Annotated in this window: 23 protein-coding genes; 6 read left to right on the top strand and 17 right to left on the bottom strand. The window is 36.0% G+C overall.

Annotated features, from left to right (window positions below):
- The first annotated feature begins 49 nt into the window (after positions 1-49).
- Both DHD80_RS07640 and DHD80_RS07645 read left to right on the top strand, forming a co-directional pair.
- A complete protein-coding gene (locus tag DHD80_RS07640; protein ID WP_251740568.1) occupies positions 50-331 on the top strand; it encodes a twin-arginine translocase TatA/TatE family subunit in 282 nt (93 codons plus the stop codon).
- 12 nt (positions 332-343) lie between these two features.
- On the top strand, positions 344-904 hold the full coding sequence (locus DHD80_RS07645; protein ID WP_251740569.1) for a phosphatase PAP2 family protein: 561 nt from the start codon (positions 344-346) through the stop codon (positions 902-904).
- Here the strand turns inward: DHD80_RS07645 and DHD80_RS07650 are convergent.
- Complete coding sequence (locus tag DHD80_RS07650) at positions 897-1538, bottom strand: O-methyltransferase (RefSeq protein ID WP_251740570.1); 642 nt, start codon at positions 1536-1538, stop codon at positions 897-899. The two genes, DHD80_RS07645 and DHD80_RS07650, sit on opposite strands and share 8 nt — an antisense overlap.
- Before the next feature lie 91 nt (positions 1539-1629).
- On the opposite strand from DHD80_RS07650, the gene kynU reads away from it, so the two are divergent.
- Complete coding sequence (gene kynU, locus DHD80_RS07655) at positions 1630-2907, top strand: kynureninase (protein ID WP_251740571.1); 1278 nt, start codon at positions 1630-1632, stop codon at positions 2905-2907.
- A gap of 31 nt (positions 2908-2938) precedes the next feature.
- Here the strand turns inward: kynU and DHD80_RS07660 are convergent, their stop codons facing one another.
- From DHD80_RS07660 to DHD80_RS07680, 5 genes are all read right to left on the bottom strand, one after another.
- On the bottom strand, positions 2939-3610 hold the full coding sequence (locus tag DHD80_RS07660; RefSeq protein WP_251740572.1) for a hypothetical protein: 672 nt from the start codon (positions 3608-3610) through the stop codon (positions 2939-2941).
- A 142-nt stretch (positions 3611-3752) separates the two neighbouring features.
- Positions 3753-3908 (bottom strand): lmo0937 family membrane protein, encoded by a 156-nt coding sequence (locus DHD80_RS07665; RefSeq protein ID WP_251740573.1) that lies wholly within the window; start codon positions 3906-3908, stop codon positions 3753-3755.
- Between the two features lie 331 nt (positions 3909-4239).
- Positions 4240-4887, bottom strand: a complete 648-nt coding sequence (locus tag DHD80_RS07670) for a flavin reductase (protein ID WP_251740574.1) — start codon at positions 4885-4887, stop codon at positions 4240-4242.
- 79 nt (positions 4888-4966) lie between these two features.
- The gene (locus DHD80_RS07675; RefSeq protein WP_251740575.1) at positions 4967-5212 is read right to left on the bottom strand and encodes a hypothetical protein; all 246 of its coding nucleotides are present in this window, start codon (positions 5210-5212) and stop codon (positions 4967-4969) included.
- A gap of 88 nt (positions 5213-5300) precedes the next feature.
- Complete coding sequence (locus DHD80_RS07680; RefSeq protein WP_251740576.1) at positions 5301-6419, bottom strand: alkene reductase; 1119 nt, start codon at positions 6417-6419, stop codon at positions 5301-5303.
- A gap of 177 nt (positions 6420-6596) precedes the next feature.
- Between DHD80_RS07680 and DHD80_RS07685 the strand changes: the two genes are divergently transcribed.
- On the top strand, positions 6597-7949 hold the full coding sequence (locus tag DHD80_RS07685; protein ID WP_251740577.1) for an NAD(P)/FAD-dependent oxidoreductase: 1353 nt from the start codon (positions 6597-6599) through the stop codon (positions 7947-7949).
- 26 nt (positions 7950-7975) lie between these two features.
- Here DHD80_RS07685 and msrA read toward each other — a convergent pair whose 3' ends face one another.
- The 4 genes from msrA to DHD80_RS07705 form a co-directional block, all read right to left on the bottom strand.
- A complete protein-coding gene (gene msrA, locus DHD80_RS07690) occupies positions 7976-8638 on the bottom strand; it encodes a peptide-methionine (S)-S-oxide reductase MsrA (protein WP_251740578.1) in 663 nt (220 codons plus the stop codon).
- Between the two features lies 1 nt (position 8639).
- Positions 8640-9251: a hypothetical protein gene (locus DHD80_RS07695; RefSeq protein WP_251740579.1), complete on the bottom strand. Its 612-nt coding sequence runs from the start codon at positions 9249-9251 to the stop codon at positions 8640-8642.
- A 176-nt stretch (positions 9252-9427) separates the two neighbouring features.
- Positions 9428-10207 (bottom strand): C4-type zinc ribbon domain-containing protein, encoded by a 780-nt coding sequence (locus tag DHD80_RS07700; protein WP_251740580.1) that lies wholly within the window; start codon positions 10205-10207, stop codon positions 9428-9430.
- A 1-nt stretch (position 10208) separates the two neighbouring features.
- A complete protein-coding gene (locus tag DHD80_RS07705; RefSeq protein ID WP_251740581.1) occupies positions 10209-11303 on the bottom strand; it encodes a Nif3-like dinuclear metal center hexameric protein in 1095 nt (364 codons plus the stop codon).
- Between the two features lie 70 nt (positions 11304-11373).
- On the opposite strand from DHD80_RS07705, the gene lpxK reads away from it, so the two are divergent.
- A complete protein-coding gene (lpxK, locus tag DHD80_RS07710) occupies positions 11374-12399 on the top strand; it encodes a tetraacyldisaccharide 4'-kinase (RefSeq protein ID WP_251740582.1) in 1026 nt (341 codons plus the stop codon).
- On the opposite strand, the gene DHD80_RS07715 is transcribed toward lpxK, so the two are convergent.
- The 6 genes from DHD80_RS07715 to DHD80_RS07740 form a co-directional block, all read right to left on the bottom strand.
- The gene (locus DHD80_RS07715; RefSeq protein WP_251740583.1) at positions 12389-14626 is read right to left on the bottom strand and encodes an ATP-binding protein; all 2238 of its coding nucleotides are present in this window, start codon (positions 14624-14626) and stop codon (positions 12389-12391) included. The two genes, lpxK and DHD80_RS07715, sit on opposite strands and share 11 nt — an antisense overlap.
- Before the next feature lie 39 nt (positions 14627-14665).
- Positions 14666-15676 carry a type I glyceraldehyde-3-phosphate dehydrogenase gene (gene gap, locus DHD80_RS07720; RefSeq protein ID WP_251740584.1) on the bottom strand — a complete coding sequence of 337 codons (1011 nt, stop codon included), beginning with the start codon at positions 15674-15676 and terminating at the stop codon, positions 14666-14668.
- Between the two features lie 6 nt (positions 15677-15682).
- Complete coding sequence (gene lipA / locus DHD80_RS07725) at positions 15683-16564, bottom strand: lipoyl synthase (protein ID WP_251740585.1); 882 nt, start codon at positions 16562-16564, stop codon at positions 15683-15685.
- A 77-nt stretch (positions 16565-16641) separates the two neighbouring features.
- A complete protein-coding gene (locus DHD80_RS07730; protein ID WP_251740586.1) occupies positions 16642-17211 on the bottom strand; it encodes an RNA polymerase sigma factor in 570 nt (189 codons plus the stop codon).
- Positions 17202-18203, bottom strand: coding sequence for a glycosyltransferase (locus tag DHD80_RS07735; RefSeq protein ID WP_347709962.1), 1002 nt, complete (start codon positions 18201-18203; stop codon positions 17202-17204). Before DHD80_RS07735 ends, DHD80_RS07730 begins: the two co-directional genes overlap by 10 nt.
- 106 nt (positions 18204-18309) lie before the next feature.
- Entirely contained in the window at positions 18310-18516 is a 207-nt protein-coding gene (locus tag DHD80_RS07740; protein WP_251740588.1) for a membrane or secreted protein, read from the bottom strand.
- Positions 18517-18683: 167 nt separating this feature from the next.
- Between DHD80_RS07740 and DHD80_RS07745 the strand changes: the two genes are divergently transcribed.
- A complete protein-coding gene (locus DHD80_RS07745) occupies positions 18684-19301 on the top strand; it encodes a fasciclin domain-containing protein (protein WP_251740589.1) in 618 nt (205 codons plus the stop codon).
- 50 nt (positions 19302-19351) lie between these two features.
- On the opposite strand, the gene murB is transcribed toward DHD80_RS07745, so the two are convergent.
- Complete coding sequence (gene murB, locus DHD80_RS07750; RefSeq protein WP_251740590.1) at positions 19352-20365, bottom strand: UDP-N-acetylmuramate dehydrogenase; 1014 nt, start codon at positions 20363-20365, stop codon at positions 19352-19354.

Consider the following 20365-nt stretch of genomic DNA (forward strand, 5'->3'; position numbering starts at 1 on the left):
AACGAGTCGGCTTTTTTTATGATTAAATTTGTAATTATATTTGATCCCTATGCATATGATACCTTTATTTATAAGTGGTGCGGAGATTGGCTTCATCTTGTTTATTTTGGTGATGGTTTTTGGCGCCGATAAAATTCCTGAAATCGCCCGCGGGCTGGGTAAAGGAATGAAAGCTGTTAAAAATGCTTCCAATGATATTAAAAGTGAAATTCAGAAAAGCGCTGATAAGCAGGGTATAGATACTGATTTTACCAAGGATATTCGAGGGGAAATCGATAAGGTAAAAGGTGATATTGACGAAATTGCCGGATCGGTAAAGCGTAAACTTTAATTATTATCATAAATGTTGGAGCAAATTAAGCAGTGGGATAGAGATCTGTTTATTTTTCTCAATAATCTGGGGATAGAACAATACGATTCTTTCTGGATTTTTGTGACCAATCCGCGACACTGGATTCCTTTATATCTTATATTTTTTGCCTTATTTTTTGTTGCCTTCCACTGGAAGAAAGGTTTATATGCAATGATTAGTCTTTTAATCACAGTATTTGCGACCTGGGGTTTTACAAATCTTGTAAAAAGTTTCTTTGTAAGGGCAAGGCCCAATAATAACCCAAGTCTTAAGGAGTTAATTCGAATATTGCAGGAACCGGTAAATTATAGTTTTTTCTCAGGCCACTCTTCCACATCCTTTGCAGCAACTACCTTTCTCGTCCTTGTTCTGGCCCATAAATTCAAATGGATCTATCTTGCCTACTTATGGCCAATCATATTTGTATTGAGTAGAATTTACGTAGGTGTACACTATCCCAGTGATGTTATCGTGGGCATGATCGTGGGAATCACCATGGCTTTCTTGTTTTTTCAGCTTTATAAAAAATTTGAAGACAGGATTGTTAGATAACCCTTGAAATCGTAAGTCCGTCTCTAATGGGTAGGATTACAGTTTCCAACCGCGAATCTTCAGCTAGAATTTTATTATATTTTAAAAGAGCCAAAGTTGAAATATCGTCTTGTTTCACCTTATCAGCCACTTTTCCACTCCATAAAACATTGTCTGATAGAATGATACCTCCAGGATTTATTTTATCGATGATCAAATTGAAGTAGTTTGGATAGTTGGGTTTATCTGCATCAATAAAAACAAGGTCAAATTTTTCATTGAGGTTGGGAATGATTTCGATTGCATCTCCAAGATGTTGTTGGATCTGATTTTTATAAATAGATTTTTCAAAATATTTCTTCTGAAAGTCATACAATTCCTCATCCACATCAATAGTATGCAATGTTCCTTCTTTTTTCAAACCTTCCGCCAGGCATAATGCGGAATAACCGGTATAGGTCCCTATTTCCAGAATCTTTAACGGATTGATGATTTTGGAGAGCATACTTAAAATTCTCCCCTGGTAGTGTCCGCTAAGCATCCTTGGCTGAAGGATTTTCTGGTTCGTTTCCCGGGAGAGCTCAGATAAAAGTTCAGGCTCTTTTTCAGAATGTGCCACAATATAATCATCTATTTTCTTCGGAAGGAAATGCATAACTGCTTTTTTAGCAAAATTATCAATTTAATCAAGCTTCTCAGGATTATTTCTTTTGAATCGAAATTGTATTTTTACCAAAATTCAACGTATGCAATTTAAAAATAGTCGGGAATTCGCCCAAAATCTGGATAAAAAAGATCCCTTAAATCGCTATAGAGATGAATTTATTTTTCCGAAAGTAAATGGAAAAAAGGTGATCTATTTTGTGGGAAACTCTTTAGGCTTACAACCCAAAACCGCGAGAAAATATGTTTTGGAAATTATGGATGATTGGGCAAATTTGGGCGTTGAAGGACATTTTTATGCTGAAAAATCCTGGTGGGATTATCATGAAAGGTTTTCAGGGAAACTGGCAAAGGTTGTGGGAGCAAAACCTTCAGAAGTTACCGTTATGAATACGCTCACGGTCAATTTACATCTGCTGATGGTTTCCTTTTATCGTCCTACTGCGAAGCGTTTTAAAATAATTTGTGAAGAAAAGGCTTTTCCCAGTGATCAATATATGATCTCGAGCCAGGTTCGGTTTCATGGTTATGATCCTGAAGATGCAATTGTTCAAATCAAAAAACGTGATGGGGAACACAATTTTAGAACAGAAGATATAATTTCGAAAATAAATGAAGTAGGAGAGGAGTGCGCTTTAGTTTTAATTGGTGGGGTAAATTATTATACCGGCCAGGTCTTCGATATGGAAGCAATAACTAGAGCAGGACATGAAGTAGGGGCTTTTGTAGGTTGGGACCTCGCCCATGCTGCCGGTAATATTGATTTAAAGCTGCATGAATGGAAGGTAGACTTTGCTGCCTGGTGCAGTTATAAATATATGAATTCTGGGCCTGGAAATGCTTCAGGATGTTTTATCAATGAAAAATACCATAATAAAAAAGACATTCCAAGATTTGAAGGCTGGTGGGGACATAGTAAAGATCGGCGTTTTTTAATGGAACCTGAATTCCAGCCTGAGCCAAATGCCCATGCATGGCAAATTAGCAATGCACCTGTTTTGGCTTTAGCACCCTATCTGGCGTCATTGGAAATGTTTGATGAAGTTGGAATGGAAGCGATCATCAAAAAAAGAAATACTATGGTTAGTTTTCTTGAATTTGTTCTTCACGAAATTGGTAAGGAGGTTGATAGCAATTTTGAGATTATTACTCCGAAAGATCAGGATCAAAGAGGTACCCAGTTATCAGTGTTTCTTCATGGGGAAGGCAAGGAGGTATTTAAATATTTAATGGAAAAAGGTGTTTATTTGGATTGGCGCGAACCCAACGTAATTCGATTGGCGCCTGTTCCTTTATATTGCTCCTATGAGGATGTGTATGAATTCGGACAAATTTTAAAAGAAGCAATTTTAAAGACATAAAAAAAGGAGACGATTGCTTCCTTTGTAAGTTTTAATCATTTACCTCAATATCTGTAAAATATAATTCGAAATTGCCATCTTTCGTTTTATGCTTTTTAGCAATTTTTACCCCATCAAAATTTTGATAATCTTCCCAGGTTGTCGCCATTTCCCTTCCGCCACCTGAAGCTTTATAAACCCATTCTTTAATCATGTAATCATCATCGAAATAGATATCATAGGTATCGCCCGGTGTATAACCACCATCTGAAGGATATTTTACGCTCATCATTTGTAATTCATCACCACTTATAGGGGCATTGGCCTTTTTCACTTCACTATACTCTGCATTCGACCATTTTAACTGGTAAGGGAATAAGAGCCAGTAAGAATCATTTACAAACCGTTCATCAATATATTTTTTATCATCAGCTAAACTATCCTTTTTGGTATAGCTCATAGTGCTGTCTTTTTCAGTAAGGCTAATTTTTCCTTCCTTAATATTCCAGGTCCACCTGCGGCTTGAACGTAATGAATCTTCTACTTTTACATTAAACGTAAATTTTAGCTGGCTAATACTATCAAATTTTTCAAAGCCATTGGCCATAGCAATTTTATCCTGTACGGTCAAATCTGGATTTTTATCCATTTCTTCAGTTTTTTTTGAATCATTACAACTAAATAAGGTAATGCTCAAAACTGAAATTATAAGTAATTTTTTCATAGTGTAATTTCTTAGTCAGTATAAAGATACTAATATTAGGGCGTAAGCATAAAATTTCTAAAAAGTGTTTTAAAGGTTGAAATGTCTGCAAATAAAAAAACCCTTTGAAAAAATCAAAGGGTTTGTATGAAATTTTAGTCTATTATAATCGACGTCCTGTAAGTAATTTATAAAGAATTAAAATTACAGCGATAACAATTAGAATGTGGATAATGCTTCCTAAATCTGGAAAAGCAAAATATCCAATTAACCATCCAATTATCAATAGAACAATAATAAGCCAGATAAGATCTCTCATTTTGGTTGATTTTAAAGCAACTTTATGAAGGTTGCAGTTAGTTAATAATTAGTTGAGTTGTTGTATGTTTTTCTTAAACACAGAACTAAATTAAGGAAAGTGCCTGCCCCTTGTTTTCTATTTAACCTTGATTTAACTTAATATACTAAAATGTTGAAAGATTGGATATAATATCCTGAGCTCTTCTTTTTAATTTTTCTAATTCTTGAGGATTCTTATTTTCCAGTAAGTTCAACATTATGTTTATACGCTGATTGTTGTGGAAAACTTCTTCATGCTCATCAAGGAAATCCCGGAATAGGCTGTTAAAAGGGAAGGCATCTTCTACTTTTTAGTGGCCTTCAGAAAAGAAAGATTTTACCGCCTGTTCAGGTCGCGCATAATGAAACCGATCCAATAAAGCTGGCAGGGCATATCCATCCAGCCCATCAATAGCAACCGTTCCGGCATCGTCCAGGCGAAGCCATCCATCAGTTGCCTGGATTTCTTCCTCAAAATAAATATGTTCTATTTGAGCCACCACTAAAAGAGTGTTATTCTCTTTTATTTTATACTCATTCAAATATTTACATCCTATTTTTATTTCAGACTCTTCCACATAAGGCGCATAGAATTCATCCAGGTATTGTTCTTCAAGCCCAGTTTTATGAAATTCTGAAATTTCCTCTTCATATTTAGCTGCTGTCTGATGTGCCTGACGAATCATTTTTTCATGGATATGATTAACCGTAAAAAAACCGGTTTCTTTAATATTCTTAAGCGTATTTCTTGGAACTGCCGTTGGTCTGGTAATAAATCCCAGCATAGCGGGATTACTGCCTAAATGTGTTACTGAACTAAACACCGCGACATTGGATAGCCCATCTTTAGATTTTGTCGCCAGTAAATTAGCAGACTTATATCCAGTACAACTATTTATTAAGTTCAAACGGAAGATATTTTCCATCTGTTCAATTTCCTGTTTGTTTATATGTTTCATAATCAATAAAAAAGGCCAGTTTTAAAACTGACCTTAAGTTATAAAGAGGATAATTAAACCTTGTTAAAGAGGTTTTAAATTAATCCTGATTTTCCAATTTATTAATGCGCATTTCGTAATCTTCCATTGCCTCACGAACTGCATCAACATTATCAGATGCTTTTTGATGGGCATCTTCCATTACCTTTTCCAATTCTTTATCGGGATGTTGGAACAAGTCGGTTATAACGTGATTAATTTTATCAATAATACTTTCCTGAGAATTCTTAATATCCTCAAGCTTGTTCTGTACAGATCTCATATGATCTAATTTTTCCTGATCCATAATTTTCTAATTTAAATTTCTACTAAAATAAAATATCTCATTTTTAAGCTCCTATTACTTAACAGCTTTTAACCTAATACTACTAAAATTAAGATTTTTCGGTTACTTCTTCTTCGTAAGCCGGATAATCGGTATAACCTTTTTTGCCCGGCGTATAAAAAGTATCATTATCCCACTCGGCCATGGGCCAGTTATTTTCAAATCGGTTAGGAAGATCTGGATTCGAAATAAAGAGTTTTGCATAAGAAACCAGGTCTGCATTTCCATTTTCGATCACCGCATTTCCAGACTCCTGGTCAAATCCCCCGTTGATCATTAAATTCCCATGATAAATGGGACGGTAGTGTTTAGCAATTTCTGAAACCAGGTAATCAATATCGCTCACATCGGTAAATGGTTCAGATAAATGAACGTAGGCCAGATCGTAGGCGTTTAGTTTATTGATGATATAGTCGAAAGTTTCAATGCTGTCTTCAGTAGCGGTAATTCCGAATACACCATTTAATGATGGATTGAACCTGCAGCCAATCCTGTTTTCCGGCCAAATTTCAGTAATTGCTTCCAGTACATCAAAGAAAAATCTGGCCCGGTTTGCCTTATCCCCACCATAGTCATCAGTCCTTTTATTCGAATTCTTATTAAAGAACTGATGGAATAAATATCCATTGGAAGAATGAATTTCCACGCCATCGAAACCGGCATTTTTGGCCATTTCTGCAGCATGTTTAAATTCCTGCACGGTTTCCTGAATTTCCTGAACGGTCATTTCTTTAGGTTCTTGTGTAGATTCCTGCCCATCTGGAGTAAAAACCTGCTCTTCGGGATTTACAGCGCTTGGGGCAAGGGGTTTCTCACCATCATGAAATTTTGGATGGGAAATCCTTCCGCAATGCCAAAGCTGGCAAAATATTTTTCCACCTTCTTTATGAACTGCTTCAGTAACTTTTTTCCAGCCGGCTACCTGTTCTTCGGTATAAATTCCTGGAGTATTTATATAACCTACGGCTCTGCTGGAAACCTGTGAGCCTTCAGTGATTATTAAGCCTGCCCCTGCCCTTTGTCTATAATATTCCACATGCAAATCGGTGGGAGTATTACCATCATTATTTGCACGGTTCCTGGTCATTGGGGCCATAATCACCCTGTTTTTTAATTCGATATCTCCTAATTGGAAACTCTGCAAGAGTGGTTGGTTTTCGCTTTTCATATTTTTTAATTTCTTTTAAAATTAACCGTATTCATGCAAAACCGCTGTTAAGGTTATAATAAACTAAATCCAAGTGTCTTTGAAAATGCCTGATTTTGCTGATAACACTCTTGTTTTGAATATTATTAAGTAATTTTGAAATACTAATGGAAATTCATTTTCCAATTTACATAATTCATGCAGCAGCAAAAAAGTGTGGCAATTGTAGGGTCTGGTCTGGTTGGATCTTTGTTGGCAATTTTTCTTAGAAATCAGGGACATCATGTAACTGTTTTTGATCGTAGGCAAGATGTTAGAAAAGTAGAATTTTCAGGAAGGTCTATAAATCTGGCGATGTCCAACAGAGGTTGGAAAGCCTTAAGAGGTGCGGGAATAGAAGATGAAATTAGAAAACTGGCTTTGCCTCTTGATAAGCGAGCCATGCACGTTGAGGGAAAGGAGCTTTATTTTCAGAAATATGGGGGAGAAGGGGAGGCAATTTATTCAATTTCCAGAGGCGTTTTAAACAGAAGAATGATCGATCTTGCCGAAAAAGCCGGCGCTGTTTTCAAATTTGAAGAAAAAATCTGGGATGTTGATATGCGTGAAGCAAAATTGTATTCTGGGGAATCTGAAAAAAGCGAATGGAAAGAATATCAATTTGATCTCATATTTGGGGCAGATGGTGCTTTTTCCAGGATAAGGCATAAAATGCAACGGCAATCCCGCTTTGATTATTCCCAGCACTTCATAGATGTGGGCTATAAGGAATTAACGATTTCTGCCAATGAAGATGGATCCCATAAATTGGATAAGGCATCTTTCCATATCTGGCCGCGTGGCGAGTTTATGCTAATTGCCATGCCCAATTTAAATGGAAGCTTTACCTGTACTTTATTTATGCCGTTTGAAGGTGAGGTTTCTTTTGAAAGTATTAAAACCGAAGGCGAAGCCGACCAGTTTTTTGAAAAATATTTTCCAGATATAAAGCATGAAATTTCAAATTTGAAGAGGGATTTTTTTAATAATCCCACAAGTGCCATGGTCACCATTAAATGTTTTCCCTGGTCTTATTATGATAAAATCACCCTGGTTGGTGATAGTGCACATGCGATTGTTCCTTTTTACGGTCAGGGAATGAATGCAGGTTTTGAAGATATTTCTGTATTGAACGAGAAAATGAATAAATATGGTGATGACTGGGAAATGATTTTTCAGGAGTACCAAAATGAGCGAAAAACAAATGCCGATGCAATTTCAGAATTAAGCTATAGAAATTTTGTCGAGATGAGCAGCAAAACTGCCGATCCCATGTTTCTCCTTCGGAAAAAAATCGAAAAAAGATTTGCAGAAAAGCATCCCAATCAATGGGTTCCCTTGTATTCCCGAGTAACTTTTTCAGATCATCCTTATGCAGAAGCCTTACAAATAGGTGATTTGCAAAAAGCGGTGATGGACAGCATCATGACCATTCCAAATATTAAAACCAAATGGGATTCTGAAGAAGTTGAAAAAGAGATCCTGCTCACCATCGAAAGATTAAACAAATAAAATAGCGCTCATAGAGCACTATTTATTTAATGGGTTCCTTCTTTTAAAATATCAGGAAATTTAGCTTTAAATTTCTCCAACCTGGGGATGGAAACATTCTGTATATATGGATTTCCCGGATTATTTTTCTCATAATTTTGATGATAATCCTCGGCAACCCAAAATTTTTGAAAAGGTAAAATTTCAGCAGCAATAGGGTCTTTATATTCTTTTGCCACTTCCGCCTTCACTTTTTCAATAATATTTTTCTGTTCCTGATTTTGAAAAAAGATAATGGAACGATACTGAGAACCGCGATCGGGACCCTGGCCATTTGCTTGGGTTGGATTTTGTGAACCAAAATATACACGTACTAAAGTCTCAAAACTTACCACATTGGGATCGTAAATAATTTCAACAGCTTCCGCATGCCCGGTATTACCTGTGTTACTCGCTTCATAGGTTGGATTTTGGGTATGACCTCCGGCATAACCTGATATAGCTTCCTGCACACCTTCCACGCTTTCATAGATAGCTTCAACGCACCAAAAGCATCCGCTGGCAAAATATGCCTTTTCCATGCCATTTTCTGCCTCTACCTTTACCGGTTCCGCATTGGCGATTTCGGGTTTGGTTACAGATTGATTTCCGTTTGCGTTACCGCAGGCAAGGAAAATTAAGGTTAGAATGTTTAAATAAATAAATTTCATTTTATTGTTTTTTATAGCTTCCTTCAAGATTTTTTTTGCCTAATAAGGCGTAATCAACAGCAACTTCCCCATTCATGCTGAAACCTTTCCAGTCTAATTCACTTGTATTTCCATTGGAAGTTAAAATTGCAATGGGAACTGTTTTATCAAATTTATTCCAGGGCAAATCCTTCTTCGTGGTTTTAGCTGAATTTCCTGAATAGTACACCTCAATATTATTGCCAACTTTTTCATAGCGGGCATTAATATAAATTTCGTTTGGAACAAGGCACAATTCGGAAGTGTTATTTAAAGCGATATCCAGGCAGTTACAATTACAAGTACTGCCACCATTGGTTCTTATATAAGTTCCTGATGCTATAGTAGTATTAATAGTAGGATTATCGGTTGGCCTATTATTGGGTGTAGAATCTAGAGAAATAGTATCTTTTTTTGTCCGCCCAGGTGTTGAAGTAGTATTAATATTGCCATTTTCAATTTGATCAGTATTTCTAAGGTCATTTCCTTCTGAAAGAATCTCAGTTTCAGGACTTTTATCTTCATTTTTTTCGGAATTATTTTTACATGAAAACAACAAAGCCGAAATAAAGATCAGTAGAACTAATTTTTTCATAATCTTGTTTTTATAAAGATACCTCTTTATAAAAAGACAAATGTGAAATACTTGTTAAGGGATAGTGGTAGGCAGAAGTTTGAGCCGTAAGTAAAAAAACAGCCTGAAAATTATACTTCAAATCCTTAGATTCTACTGTTAATTTTCAGGCAGTTAATTTATTTTAAAAGGGTGTTCTAGAATTTCTTGAACATTCCCTGCATTTTTTCCTGCTCTTCTTTGGCAAGGTCACCGTCTACCAGGATTCGGCCACTGTGCTCATCGGTAATAATTTTTTTGCGTCCTGCAATTTCCATGATTATCTGTGGTGGAATGGTAAAGAATGAACCTCCTGAAGCTCCACGTTCAACCGGAACTACGGCCAGGCCGTTTTTTACATTGCTTCTAATTCTATTATAAGCAATTACTAAACGCTCTTCAATTTTTTCTTCGAATTCTTTAGATTTCTTTAAAAGCGCCTGTTCTTCTTTTTCAGTTTCTTTTAAGATCTCATCCAGTTCCCCCTTTTTATGTTTAAGGTGGGCTTCGCGTTCAGCTAATTTTTCTTTTGTTTGGGCAATAACTTCTTTCTTTTGCTCAATCTTAGCTTTGTATTCTTTAATATGCTTATCAGCAAGTTCCATTTCTAATTCCTGGTATTCAACTTCTTTGCTTAAAGCATTGAATTCCCGGTTATTTCGAACATTTTTTTGTTGCTCAGAATATTTTTTAATGGTAGTTTTTGACTCGTCGATCTGATTTTTCTTGTTCTTGATATCATTATCAATCACTTCAATATCAGCATCTAATTTCTCCAAACGTCTGTTTAAACCTGCTACTTCATCTTCAAGATCTTCAACTTCTAAAGGTAATTCCCCACGTACATTTCTAATTTCGTCTATTCTGGAATCTACCAACTGAAGATCGTATAATGATCTTAATTTCTCTTCTACAGTAACATCGTTTTTTTTCGCCATATTATAAATAGTTGATTGGATTGGTGTTTGTATCTGCTAAAACAAGCGCAAAAGTACTAATTTTTTTGGTTAGAAAAGAATATAATAAATTTTTTGTAAACTGCTCACTTTCATAGTGTCCAATATCGGCAACTACCAGTTTTTTTTCGGCTTTATGAAAATCGTGATATTTAAGATCTGCAGTAAGAAATATGTCAGCTCCGGCAGCCTTCGCACTGGTTATGGCAAATGCACCACTCCCTCCTAATACGGCTACTTTTTGAATAGGTTTATTTAAGAATTCGGAATGGCGGATGCAACCACAATTAAAGGTTTCTTTTACTTGTTCTAAAAATTCTTTTTCAGGTTTTGCTTCAGCTAAAGTTCCAGTCATCCCCATTCCTATATGCTGATTTGGATTTTCCAGCGTATGAATTTCATAAGCGACCTCTTCGTAGGGATGACTTTGAAATAGGCTGGTTAAAATTTCACTTTCCCGGTGTTTTGGATAGGTAATTCCAATTTGAATCTCTTTTTCAAAATGAGTTTTTCCTTTTTCCCCAACTACCGGATTGGCTTTTTTATTGGCCTTAAATGATCCTTCTCCAGTAATATTAAAACTACATTCTTCATAATTGCCAATATTACCCGCACCTGCCCTAAAAAGCGCATTTCTTACCTTTTCAGCTTCTTTTACCGGAACATAAGTGGTTAGTTTCTTAATTGTGTTATTTCGTGGAATTAAAATTTTTCGGTCAGTTAAGCCCAATTTTTCTGCAATCATATCATTTACACCTTCGATATGGTTATCTAAAGCCGTGTGAATTGCATATATGGCAATATTATTTTTTATGGCTTTTAAAACCGTTCGTTGCACATAATCCTTTCCCGTAAGTTTTTTTAAACCAGAAAAAATGATGGGATGAAAACTGATAATTAGGTTACATTTTTTTTGAATCGCTTCATCTACCGTGGCTTCAAGCGTATCGAGCGTAATCAATGCCCCTTTAATATCCTCATTTTGATCGCCTACCAGTAATCCCACATTATCAAAATCTTCAGCATAATCTAAGGGAGCGAATTCTTCAATAATCGCAATTACTTCTTTTATGGTCATAATTTAATAATTTAGCCTGCGGTTGGTTTTCAACATAAGAGATCAAATATAAATATTCTAAACCCCAAAAATGTCCAATTTCAGGAAATTGCTTTTTCCATTATCGATTCTTTATGACGGGATAACCCGAACGAGAAATTTCGCTTACGAAAAAGGCATTTTTCATTCGGCCACTTTTCAGGTTTCAATAATTGCCGTAGGGAACCTTAGTGTTGGAGGTACTGGAAAGTCGCCAATGATTGAATATTTGCTCGATTTATTTATTGAGGAAAATTCTGTGGCAGTTTTAAGCCGCGGATATAAAAGAAAAACTAAAGGTTTTAGGTTATTGAAAGTTGATGATATTGCTGCTGATGTGGGCGACGAACCTTTACAATTCAAATTAAAATTCCCAAAGGCAAAGATTGCGGTAGATGCCAATAGGGTTGAGGGAATAGAAAATTTAATGCGCCAGCAACCCGATCTAATTTTACTGGATGACGCTTACCAGCATAGAAAGGTAAAGGCCGATTTATATATTCTCCTTACCACTTATGATGAATTGTATTCCAAAGATCTGGTGCTTCCAGCGGGAAACCTTAGGGAATCCAAATCTGGAGCTGAACGTGCTGAAATTATCGTGGTAACAAAATGTCCCGTCAATCTTTCCGAAAGTAAAAAACAGAAAATTTCAGAATCCTTACAAATTAAAAAATCACAGCAGTTGTTTTTCAGCAGTATAGATTATTCTGAAAAAATTATTTCTTCAGAAGGGGAAAAGAAATTTGATGACTTAAATTTTGAAAATTTTACGCTGGTTACCGGAATTGCCAACCCGAATCCTTTGCTTGAATATTTGAGAAATTTAGGAATTGACCTGAAGCATAAGAGATTTCCAGATCATCATAATTTTTCCGAAAAAGAGGTCCAGGAGCTTTCTCAATATCCTAAAATTCTGACTACAGAAAAAGATTATATGCGGCTCAAAGAAGTGCTCCCGCAGGAGCAACTTTATTATTTGCCTATTAAAACAAAAATCCTTCAGGATGCTGAAGGATTTGAAAATTTATTAAAAGTAAGGTTTTCAGAAATACAAGCGGAAAAAACTAGACAGTAGCTTCCCTCAAGGCCAGATATTTATTGATCTTATGGAAAAACTCTTCAGTTTTATATGGCTTCGGGATAATATCGTTAAAGCCGTTAAGGTAGAATTCATCCAAATTTTCATCAAGGGTTACGGCAGTAAGCGCGATAATTGGAATATCCTGGTTGAACTTTCTAATTAAAATGGTCGCCTCGATGCCGCTAATTCCAGGCATGTGAATATCCATAAGGATCAAATCGAACTTGTTATTCTGCACCTTTTCTACGGCAATAGATCCATTATCGGCAACATCACAAATCACATCATTTTTCTCCAGAATTTTTCGCGTAATCATTTGGTTGATTTTGTTATCCTCAACCACAAGAATATGCTTATTTTTCATCATATCATTGGTAAGGGTGCTTTCATCTACCAAAGCAGGAGTGTCTGCTTCTGCCAGTTCATCGACTTCCGCTGCAGTAAATTTAAGGTCAAAAGAAAATTTTGAACCCTGTCCCAGCTCACTTTCCAGTTGAATTTCACTATTAAGTAGCGTTAATAGATTCTTTACAATACTAAGCCCAAGTCCTGTCCCACCAAATTTTCTATTGATTTGTGTAGATCCCTGGGTGAAATTCTCAAAAATAGATTTTTGTTTTTCTTTTCCAATTCCTTCTCCGTCATCTTTTACTTCAAATTGAAGGTAGATATTTTTCTTGTCCTGCTTCATTCGAATAACTGAAATCCAGATATTCCCATTTTCAGTAAACTTAATAGAGTTTCCAATAAGGTTGATTAAAATCTGTGAGATCTTTAGAGGGTCACCAACTAATTTTTTTGGAATTCGCTTATCGAAGTTTAGGTGTAGTTGGGTATTCCTTTCATCAGCTGAATTTTTAAGCGCAATGAGGACATCAGATATTCTTTTTTCAAGATTAAATGTAGAGTCTACAATTTCAACTTTATTGGCTTCGAGTTTATTCAGATCAAGAATATTATTGATCAGAGACAATAAATATTCTCCGGAAAACTTCAGGGAATTTAAGTGTTCCTTCTGGCTTTCCGTAGGACTTTCTTCCAACAATAAATGAGTTAAGCCTGTAACCGCATATAAGGGGGTTCTTAATTCATGGGTTATAGTGGAAAGGAATTGTGCTTTGGCCATAGAAGCCTTTTCAGCATTTTCCTTGGCTACAGTTAATTCAGAATTTTTCTTCTGAAGCAATTCATTTGCCCTCGCCCTTAAATTATTGTTTTTATAAAGCGATAAGGTGAGAAGGGAGAGAATTGTTATTAATGCGACACTTAAAATGGTGGTAAGTTTGTTTACTTTCAGATTTCTTTCCTGCTCTGCATTTTGTTGCGTTAATTCGTCTACGGTTGATTTTAAGGACTCAACTCCAAATTTAGCATTTGCTTCTTTTGCGAATGCCTCATTGTTCATATCGACAACTGCATCGCTAACCTCATTCATTTTCTTAAGATAAGCGAGTGCTTGTTGCGGATTATTTCTTCGCTCAGATATTTCACTTAAAATTCCGTAGCTATACATCCGCATCCCCACATAATTAAAATTTTCAGCGTACTCTAAAGCTTTTTCAGCATCTGCTTCAGCCTTAACAAAATCTCCCGCATAAATATTTGCCCTGGCCGAAAAATAATATAACCTTGAAATTTCGTAATTGTTAGGATTATCAGAATTCAACAAATAAATTTTGGCATTGTTAAGATCGCTTAGTGCCTGCTGTCTCGATTTAGGACGGTTAAGTTTTATTACACCGCGATTTAAAGCCACCAAACCTAATTGTTGCTCGTTATTTGTCTTTTCATAATATTTCTGAGCAAGATCCAGATATTCCAAAGCAGTATCATAGTCTCCTTTAGAATTAAGAATTTTCGAATTTAAAATATACGAATAAGAGAGGCCGGCTTCATCGTTAATATCCCGTTGAATATTCATCGCCCTTTGAAGTTGGGTCCCCGCTTGATCAAATTCATGACGAATATGGTACATACGGGCCAGGATACTACTTGAATAAGCAATATATCTTTTGTGATCTATACGCGTAGCCAGATCTAAAGCTTTATTAAGCTGATCTTGGGCTCTATCGAATTCCATCATATCGATAGAATTCTCTGCATTATTAAGAAGTGCTGCGATTGCCTCTGGAGAGGGATTTTTTTCGTTAATCTTTATCTCCTGAAAGCCAAAATTTAGGATGCAACATAATGATAATAGAAAAATTTTCAAACTCTTCATTTGGGAAAATAGCTAACCGCTTTAAAGCTTTAAATATAGCTAAATATCGTTAATGAGTGAAATTAAATCGATAAGGCGACAAGAATATCCAATTTCATTATCATACCAGCCAATCAATTTTATCATTTTTCCACCGATCACAGAAGTCATTTTCGCGTCAAACACGCAGCTATTGCTGTTATTGATAATATCGATGGAAACAATGGGATCTTCAGTATATTCTAGAATATTTCTTAAATTATTTTCTGCCGCCTTCTTAAATAATTGGTTGATTTCGTCGATATTGGTTTCATTTTCAATATTTAAGGTCATATCTGTAAGTGATCCATTAGGTACAGGAACCCGAATTCCACAACCTCCAATTACGTCGCTTAGATCTGGAAAAATTTTAGTTAACGCTTTTGCGGCACCGGTGGTAGTGGGGATTATTGACTGCGTCGCAGCCCTGCTCCTTCTTAAATCAAAATGTGGTTTGTCGTGAAGGCTTTGATCTGAAGTATAAGAATGTACTGTGGTGATGTATGCCTGTTTAATTTTAAAATGATCGTGGATCACCTTTAGCATTGGCGCGGCATTGTTGGTGGTACAGGATGCGTTGGAAATTATTTTTTCTGAACCATCTAAAATATGGTCATTTACTCCCAAAACAACCATTTTAATATCATCGCCTTCAGGAGGAACCGATAAGATCACCTTCTTCACACCTTCTTTTAGGTGCCCTTTTAAGCTTTCAGAAGTTTTAAATTTACCCGTGCTTTCTACAACATAATCAACATGGTATTGATCCCACGGAATTTGGGAGGGTTCCTTGATATTTAATAAGGGAATTTCGATCCCATTAAAGATGATGTGGTTTTCAGAAGAGGAAATATTAGCTTTAAGAATCCCGTGAATGCTATCATATTTGAGTAAATGAGCTAAACTTTTTGCGTCATAAACATCATTAATGGCAACCACCTTAATTCTGGGATGATCAACTAAACATCTAAATAAATTTCTCCCAATCCTGCCAAACCCATTAATGGCAATATTGATAGTTTCTTCAGGCATTTGCGTTTAATTGATATGTTTTTGAGCTTTATAAGAAGACCTTACCAATGCACTGCTTTCTACATGACGGAAGCCCAGGTCTAAACCAATTTTTTCATATTTCTGAAATTGATCTGGTGTGATAAATTGTTTAACGGGAAGATGTTTTTTGCTTGGCTGAAGATATTGGCCAATGGTGACCACATCTACGCCAGCATTTTTAAGATCTTCTAACGTCTGGATCACTTCCCCTTCTTCCTCTCCTAAACCTAGCATAATTCCAGATTTAGTACGATTGATCCCTGAATCTTTTAAATATTTTAAAACCGCAAGACTGCGGTCGTATTTTGCCTGAATCCTGACTTCACGGGTCAGTCTTTTTACGGTTTCCATGTTATGGGAAACCACTTCAGGGGCCACTTCCACAATTCGGTCAATATTTCGTTCATTTCCCTGAAAGTCGGGAATTAAAGTTTCCAGAGTAGTATCTGGGTTCATCCTACGAATTGCTTTTATAGTTTCAGCCCAAATTATAGAACCCATATCTTTCAGGTCGTCGCGATCTACGCTGGTGACAACTGCATGTTTTATTTGCATCAATTTGATGGATCTGGCAACTTTTTCAGGCTCATCCCAATCTACCGTTTCCGGTCTACCGGTTTTAACTCCACAAAAACCACAGGATCTGGTGCAAATATTTCCCAGGATCATAAAAGTGGCCGTGCCTTCGCTCCAGCATTCCCCCATATTTGGGCAACTACCGGAGGTGCAAATAGTATGAAGATTGTATTTATCAACTAAATTTCTAAGTTCGGTGTATTTTTTTCCGGTTGGAAGTTTTACCCGTAACCACTTAGGTTTTGGGGTTCTTTCAGTTTTGGGTTTTACTGGTGCAACGTCTGTAATCATAGCAAAAAATCTGAGGTTCAAAGATACAATAATATGCCGAAACGCTTAATTAGACCACAGAAGATTTGAAACCTTCCTTAAGATTTTCGGGCATCGATTATTTCAGCTAAAAGTTTTTTCGCTCTCAATAATTTTACCTTAATGTTATTCAAAGGTTCATCTAAATAGGAAGCAATCTCTTTATAGGATTTTTCCTGAAAAAAGCGAAGGTTGATCACTTCCTGGTAGTGCGGTTTTAACTGCTTGATATCTGCCAGTAATTGTTCTAAATGCTGTTCTTTGATCAATTTATCTTCAATTGAAGGTGTTTCATCTGCAATCTCATAAACGCGTTCCTCATCATCTACAATAGTATTGGAGCGTATGGAAGCATTTTTCTTCCGAATTTGATCAATATGAATATTTTTGGATATAGCGATAAGCCACGTACTAAAAGAATAATTTTCGTCGAAAGTGTGGATCTTATTAAAAGCTTTGGAGAATGTTTGAATGCTGATGTCTTCCGCTTCGTATTCGTTACGCGTTTTTTTTAGCTGAAAGCCATACACATCATTCCAGAAATTATCCAGTAAATAGTTGAAAGCCGATTGGTTGCCGTGCTTGGCTTCCTGAATTCTCTGAAGTAGTTTATCAGATTCTATTTCCAATGTTTAGGTTTTGAACTAAGATTCGAGATAAATATAGCCATTTGCATACTTATAAGGAATAAGTCGAAAATTGGGAAAAACCATACAAGATCCTCCTCTTTTAGTTTTTGTGCAGCTTTAAAATAAACAATTCCTTCAAGTATAAGCTTTAATCCCAACACACTTAATACAAGTATTGGAAAAATTTGAAGTATGAGCATTAGCATAAAAAATAACCAAAAACAAATCCTGGCAATATAGAATAAAGATAAAAGTAATTTGTGTTTAACCTGATAATGTCCCGCGACAGAGACATGTCTTCTTTTCTGATTATACCATTCCTTAAAATTTTTCTTGGGGATACTTCTGGTAATAGCTTCAGAATCATAAACACAGGTTGTATTTCCTGAAGTTCCGGCTTCGTTTACAAAAAGATCATCATCTCCTGAGCGCAAATGTAAATGATTGGCAAAACCTCTAATTTCATAGAATAACCTGGAAGTATAGGCCAAATTTCTCCCCACTCCCATATAGGGTGAGCCTAATTTTGCATAGGAAAAATACTGGATCGCCGTGAGCAGGGTTTCATACCTGATGAGTTTATTTAAAAATGATGAGGTATCCTGAAAATAGCCGCCATAGCCCAATACCATCTGGATTCCCGGTTGGAACCCATTGGCCATATGGGAGATCCAGTTTTTGCTTTGCGGCGCACAATCTGCATCAGTAAAAAGTAAATGGGTATTTTTTGCTTTTTTAATCCCCAGGGTTAAAGCATATTTTTTATTTCCCCAAAATGCCTCATTATTTTCAACCTTCACGCATTTAATGCGTTTATCAATTTTCTGAAATTCTTCAATAACCTGTTCAGTATCATCTGAAGAAGCATCGTTGATAATAACTATTTCAAAATCCGGGTAATTTTGATCGAGGATAGAGGGGATAAAACTTCGAAGATTTTCAGCTTCATTTTTTGCACAAACGATTACTGAAATGGGAATGTTAGTATTCACAATTTTTTTCGGCTTCGAAAAAGCAAATGAAAAGAAACAAAAAAAGTAGATGAAATTTATGAGGCTAATCACCAGAAATACACCAATAAGGATATATTCCATTTATTTAGCTCGCTTTAGACGTTTCTGAACAATCAGAGATTTCGTCTGGCAGCTTTCCGCAATAACTGCAGGGTTCACCAGATTTATTTAAATAAGGGTTTTGGCTTGCGCAGGTACCTGCGAATTTTCCATTCTTCTTTCCCCAAATTTTAATGGCAATTCCTGCAAAAGCAAGGCCCAATAAAATAATACTAAGAATTAATAATTTCATTACGTGTAATAATTATAAAGCAAAAATAAGAATAATTAAATGCTTCAGAAAGTAGGTTGGTCAATTAATAAATCATTTACACAATTTAACTAAAATTTAATCGAAATACCTCTATTACATGGGTTTATCACAATACCTTGCAATCTTAATAACCAAAAACTAAAGTTATGAAATTTAAAATATTATTAATGTCTTTCGCTGCTTCTGCAATGATCTTTACATCCTGCGATGATGGTAAGAAAGAAAAGGCAGAAAAAGAGAAAATGGAAATGGAAGCCCAACGTGAGGCTGAAATGGAAGCTGAAAATGCAAAAATGGAAATGGAGTCGAATAGTATTGCTGCCAAAGCGATGGAAACCGACACCTTGAGTACTTTGGTAAGCGCACTTCAAACTGCTGAAATGGCTGCCCTTCTAAAAACAGATGATGGACCTTATACGGTATTTGCTCCAAATAATGGTGCATTTGCCAAGGTAAAAAAGGCTACACTTGATACGCTAATGTTACAAAAAAACAAATCCAAGCTTGGAGATGTTCTTAAATATCATGTAGTTGAAGATGAAATTTCTTCTCAGGAACTTGTGGAAATGATCAATGACAATGATGGAAAATACACAATATCTACTATGGGTGGTGGAGAATTAGTTGCCTCCTTAAAGGGGGATAAAGTAATCCTGACTGACGAGAATGGAAATACTGCGACTGTGATTCAGCCAGATGTGGATGCTTCTAATGGAGTTGTTCATATTATTGATGCAGTGGTGATGAGAAAACCAGTTCAATAAGGGTTGAGTTAATTTTAAAAAAAATTGAAGGGGGCGAAAGCCTCCTTTTTTTATATAATATTTACCTCAGGCTCCAGATCAATTCCAAATTTATCTTTTACAGTAGACTGAATTTTTGCTGAAAGATTTAAAATATCGGCACCAGAAGCATTGCCATAATTAACCAGAACCAAAGCCTGATTTTTATGAACACCGGCATCACCATCACGATATCCTTTTAAACCAGCCTGATCTATCAACCAGCCCGCGGGCACTTTTACTTCAGAAGCTGAAATTGGATACGAGGGCATATCAGGAAAGTTTGACTTCATGTTATTGAAATCTTCAATAGAAATAACGGGATTTTTAAAAAAACTACCGCTATTTCCTAATTCTTTAGGATCGGGTAATTTGGATTGTCTAATGGCGATGACGGCATTGGAAATATCCTTTGGAGTAGGTGAGGAAATATGATTTTTTTCTAGTTCCTCTTTTATTGCACCGTACTCAATATTTTTTTTGTGATTTCGTTTTGTGAGTCTAAAATAAACCGCGGTAATGATATACTGCCCTTTAAGCTCTGTCTTGAAAACAGAATTTCGATAATCAAATTTACATTCTTCCAGGCTGAATTCTTTTTCTTCCAGGCTTTGAACATTTAAAGTATCACATTTTAGAAAAGTATCTTTTAGTTCAACTCCATACGCTCCAATATTCTGAATAGGAGAGGTACCTACATTTCCGGGAATAAGGGAGAGGTTTTCAAGCCCGCCATAACCTTTCTCAATCGCATACAAAACAAGCTGATGCCAGTTTTCACCTGCGCAAACTTTAAGAATTACTTCATCATCATCTTCAGAAATAATTTCCTTTCCTCTTAGATCAATATGCAGAACGGTTTTCTGAATATCTTTGGTAATAAGCATATTGCTTCCGCCACCCAGGATAAAAACTTCCGAAGCATAACTTCCTCTAAGAAGGATTTTTAAATCCTCAATTTTTTGGACCGAAACAAATCTACTAGCCCTGGCCTCAATACCAAAACTGTTGTATTTTTTTAAAGAAAAGTTCCGCAGGATGCGCAT

Origin of the sequence: Gramella sp. AN32 (assembly GCF_023718305.1) — a bacterium.
GTDB classification, from domain to species: domain Bacteria; phylum Bacteroidota; class Bacteroidia; order Flavobacteriales; family Flavobacteriaceae; genus Christiangramia; species Christiangramia antarctica.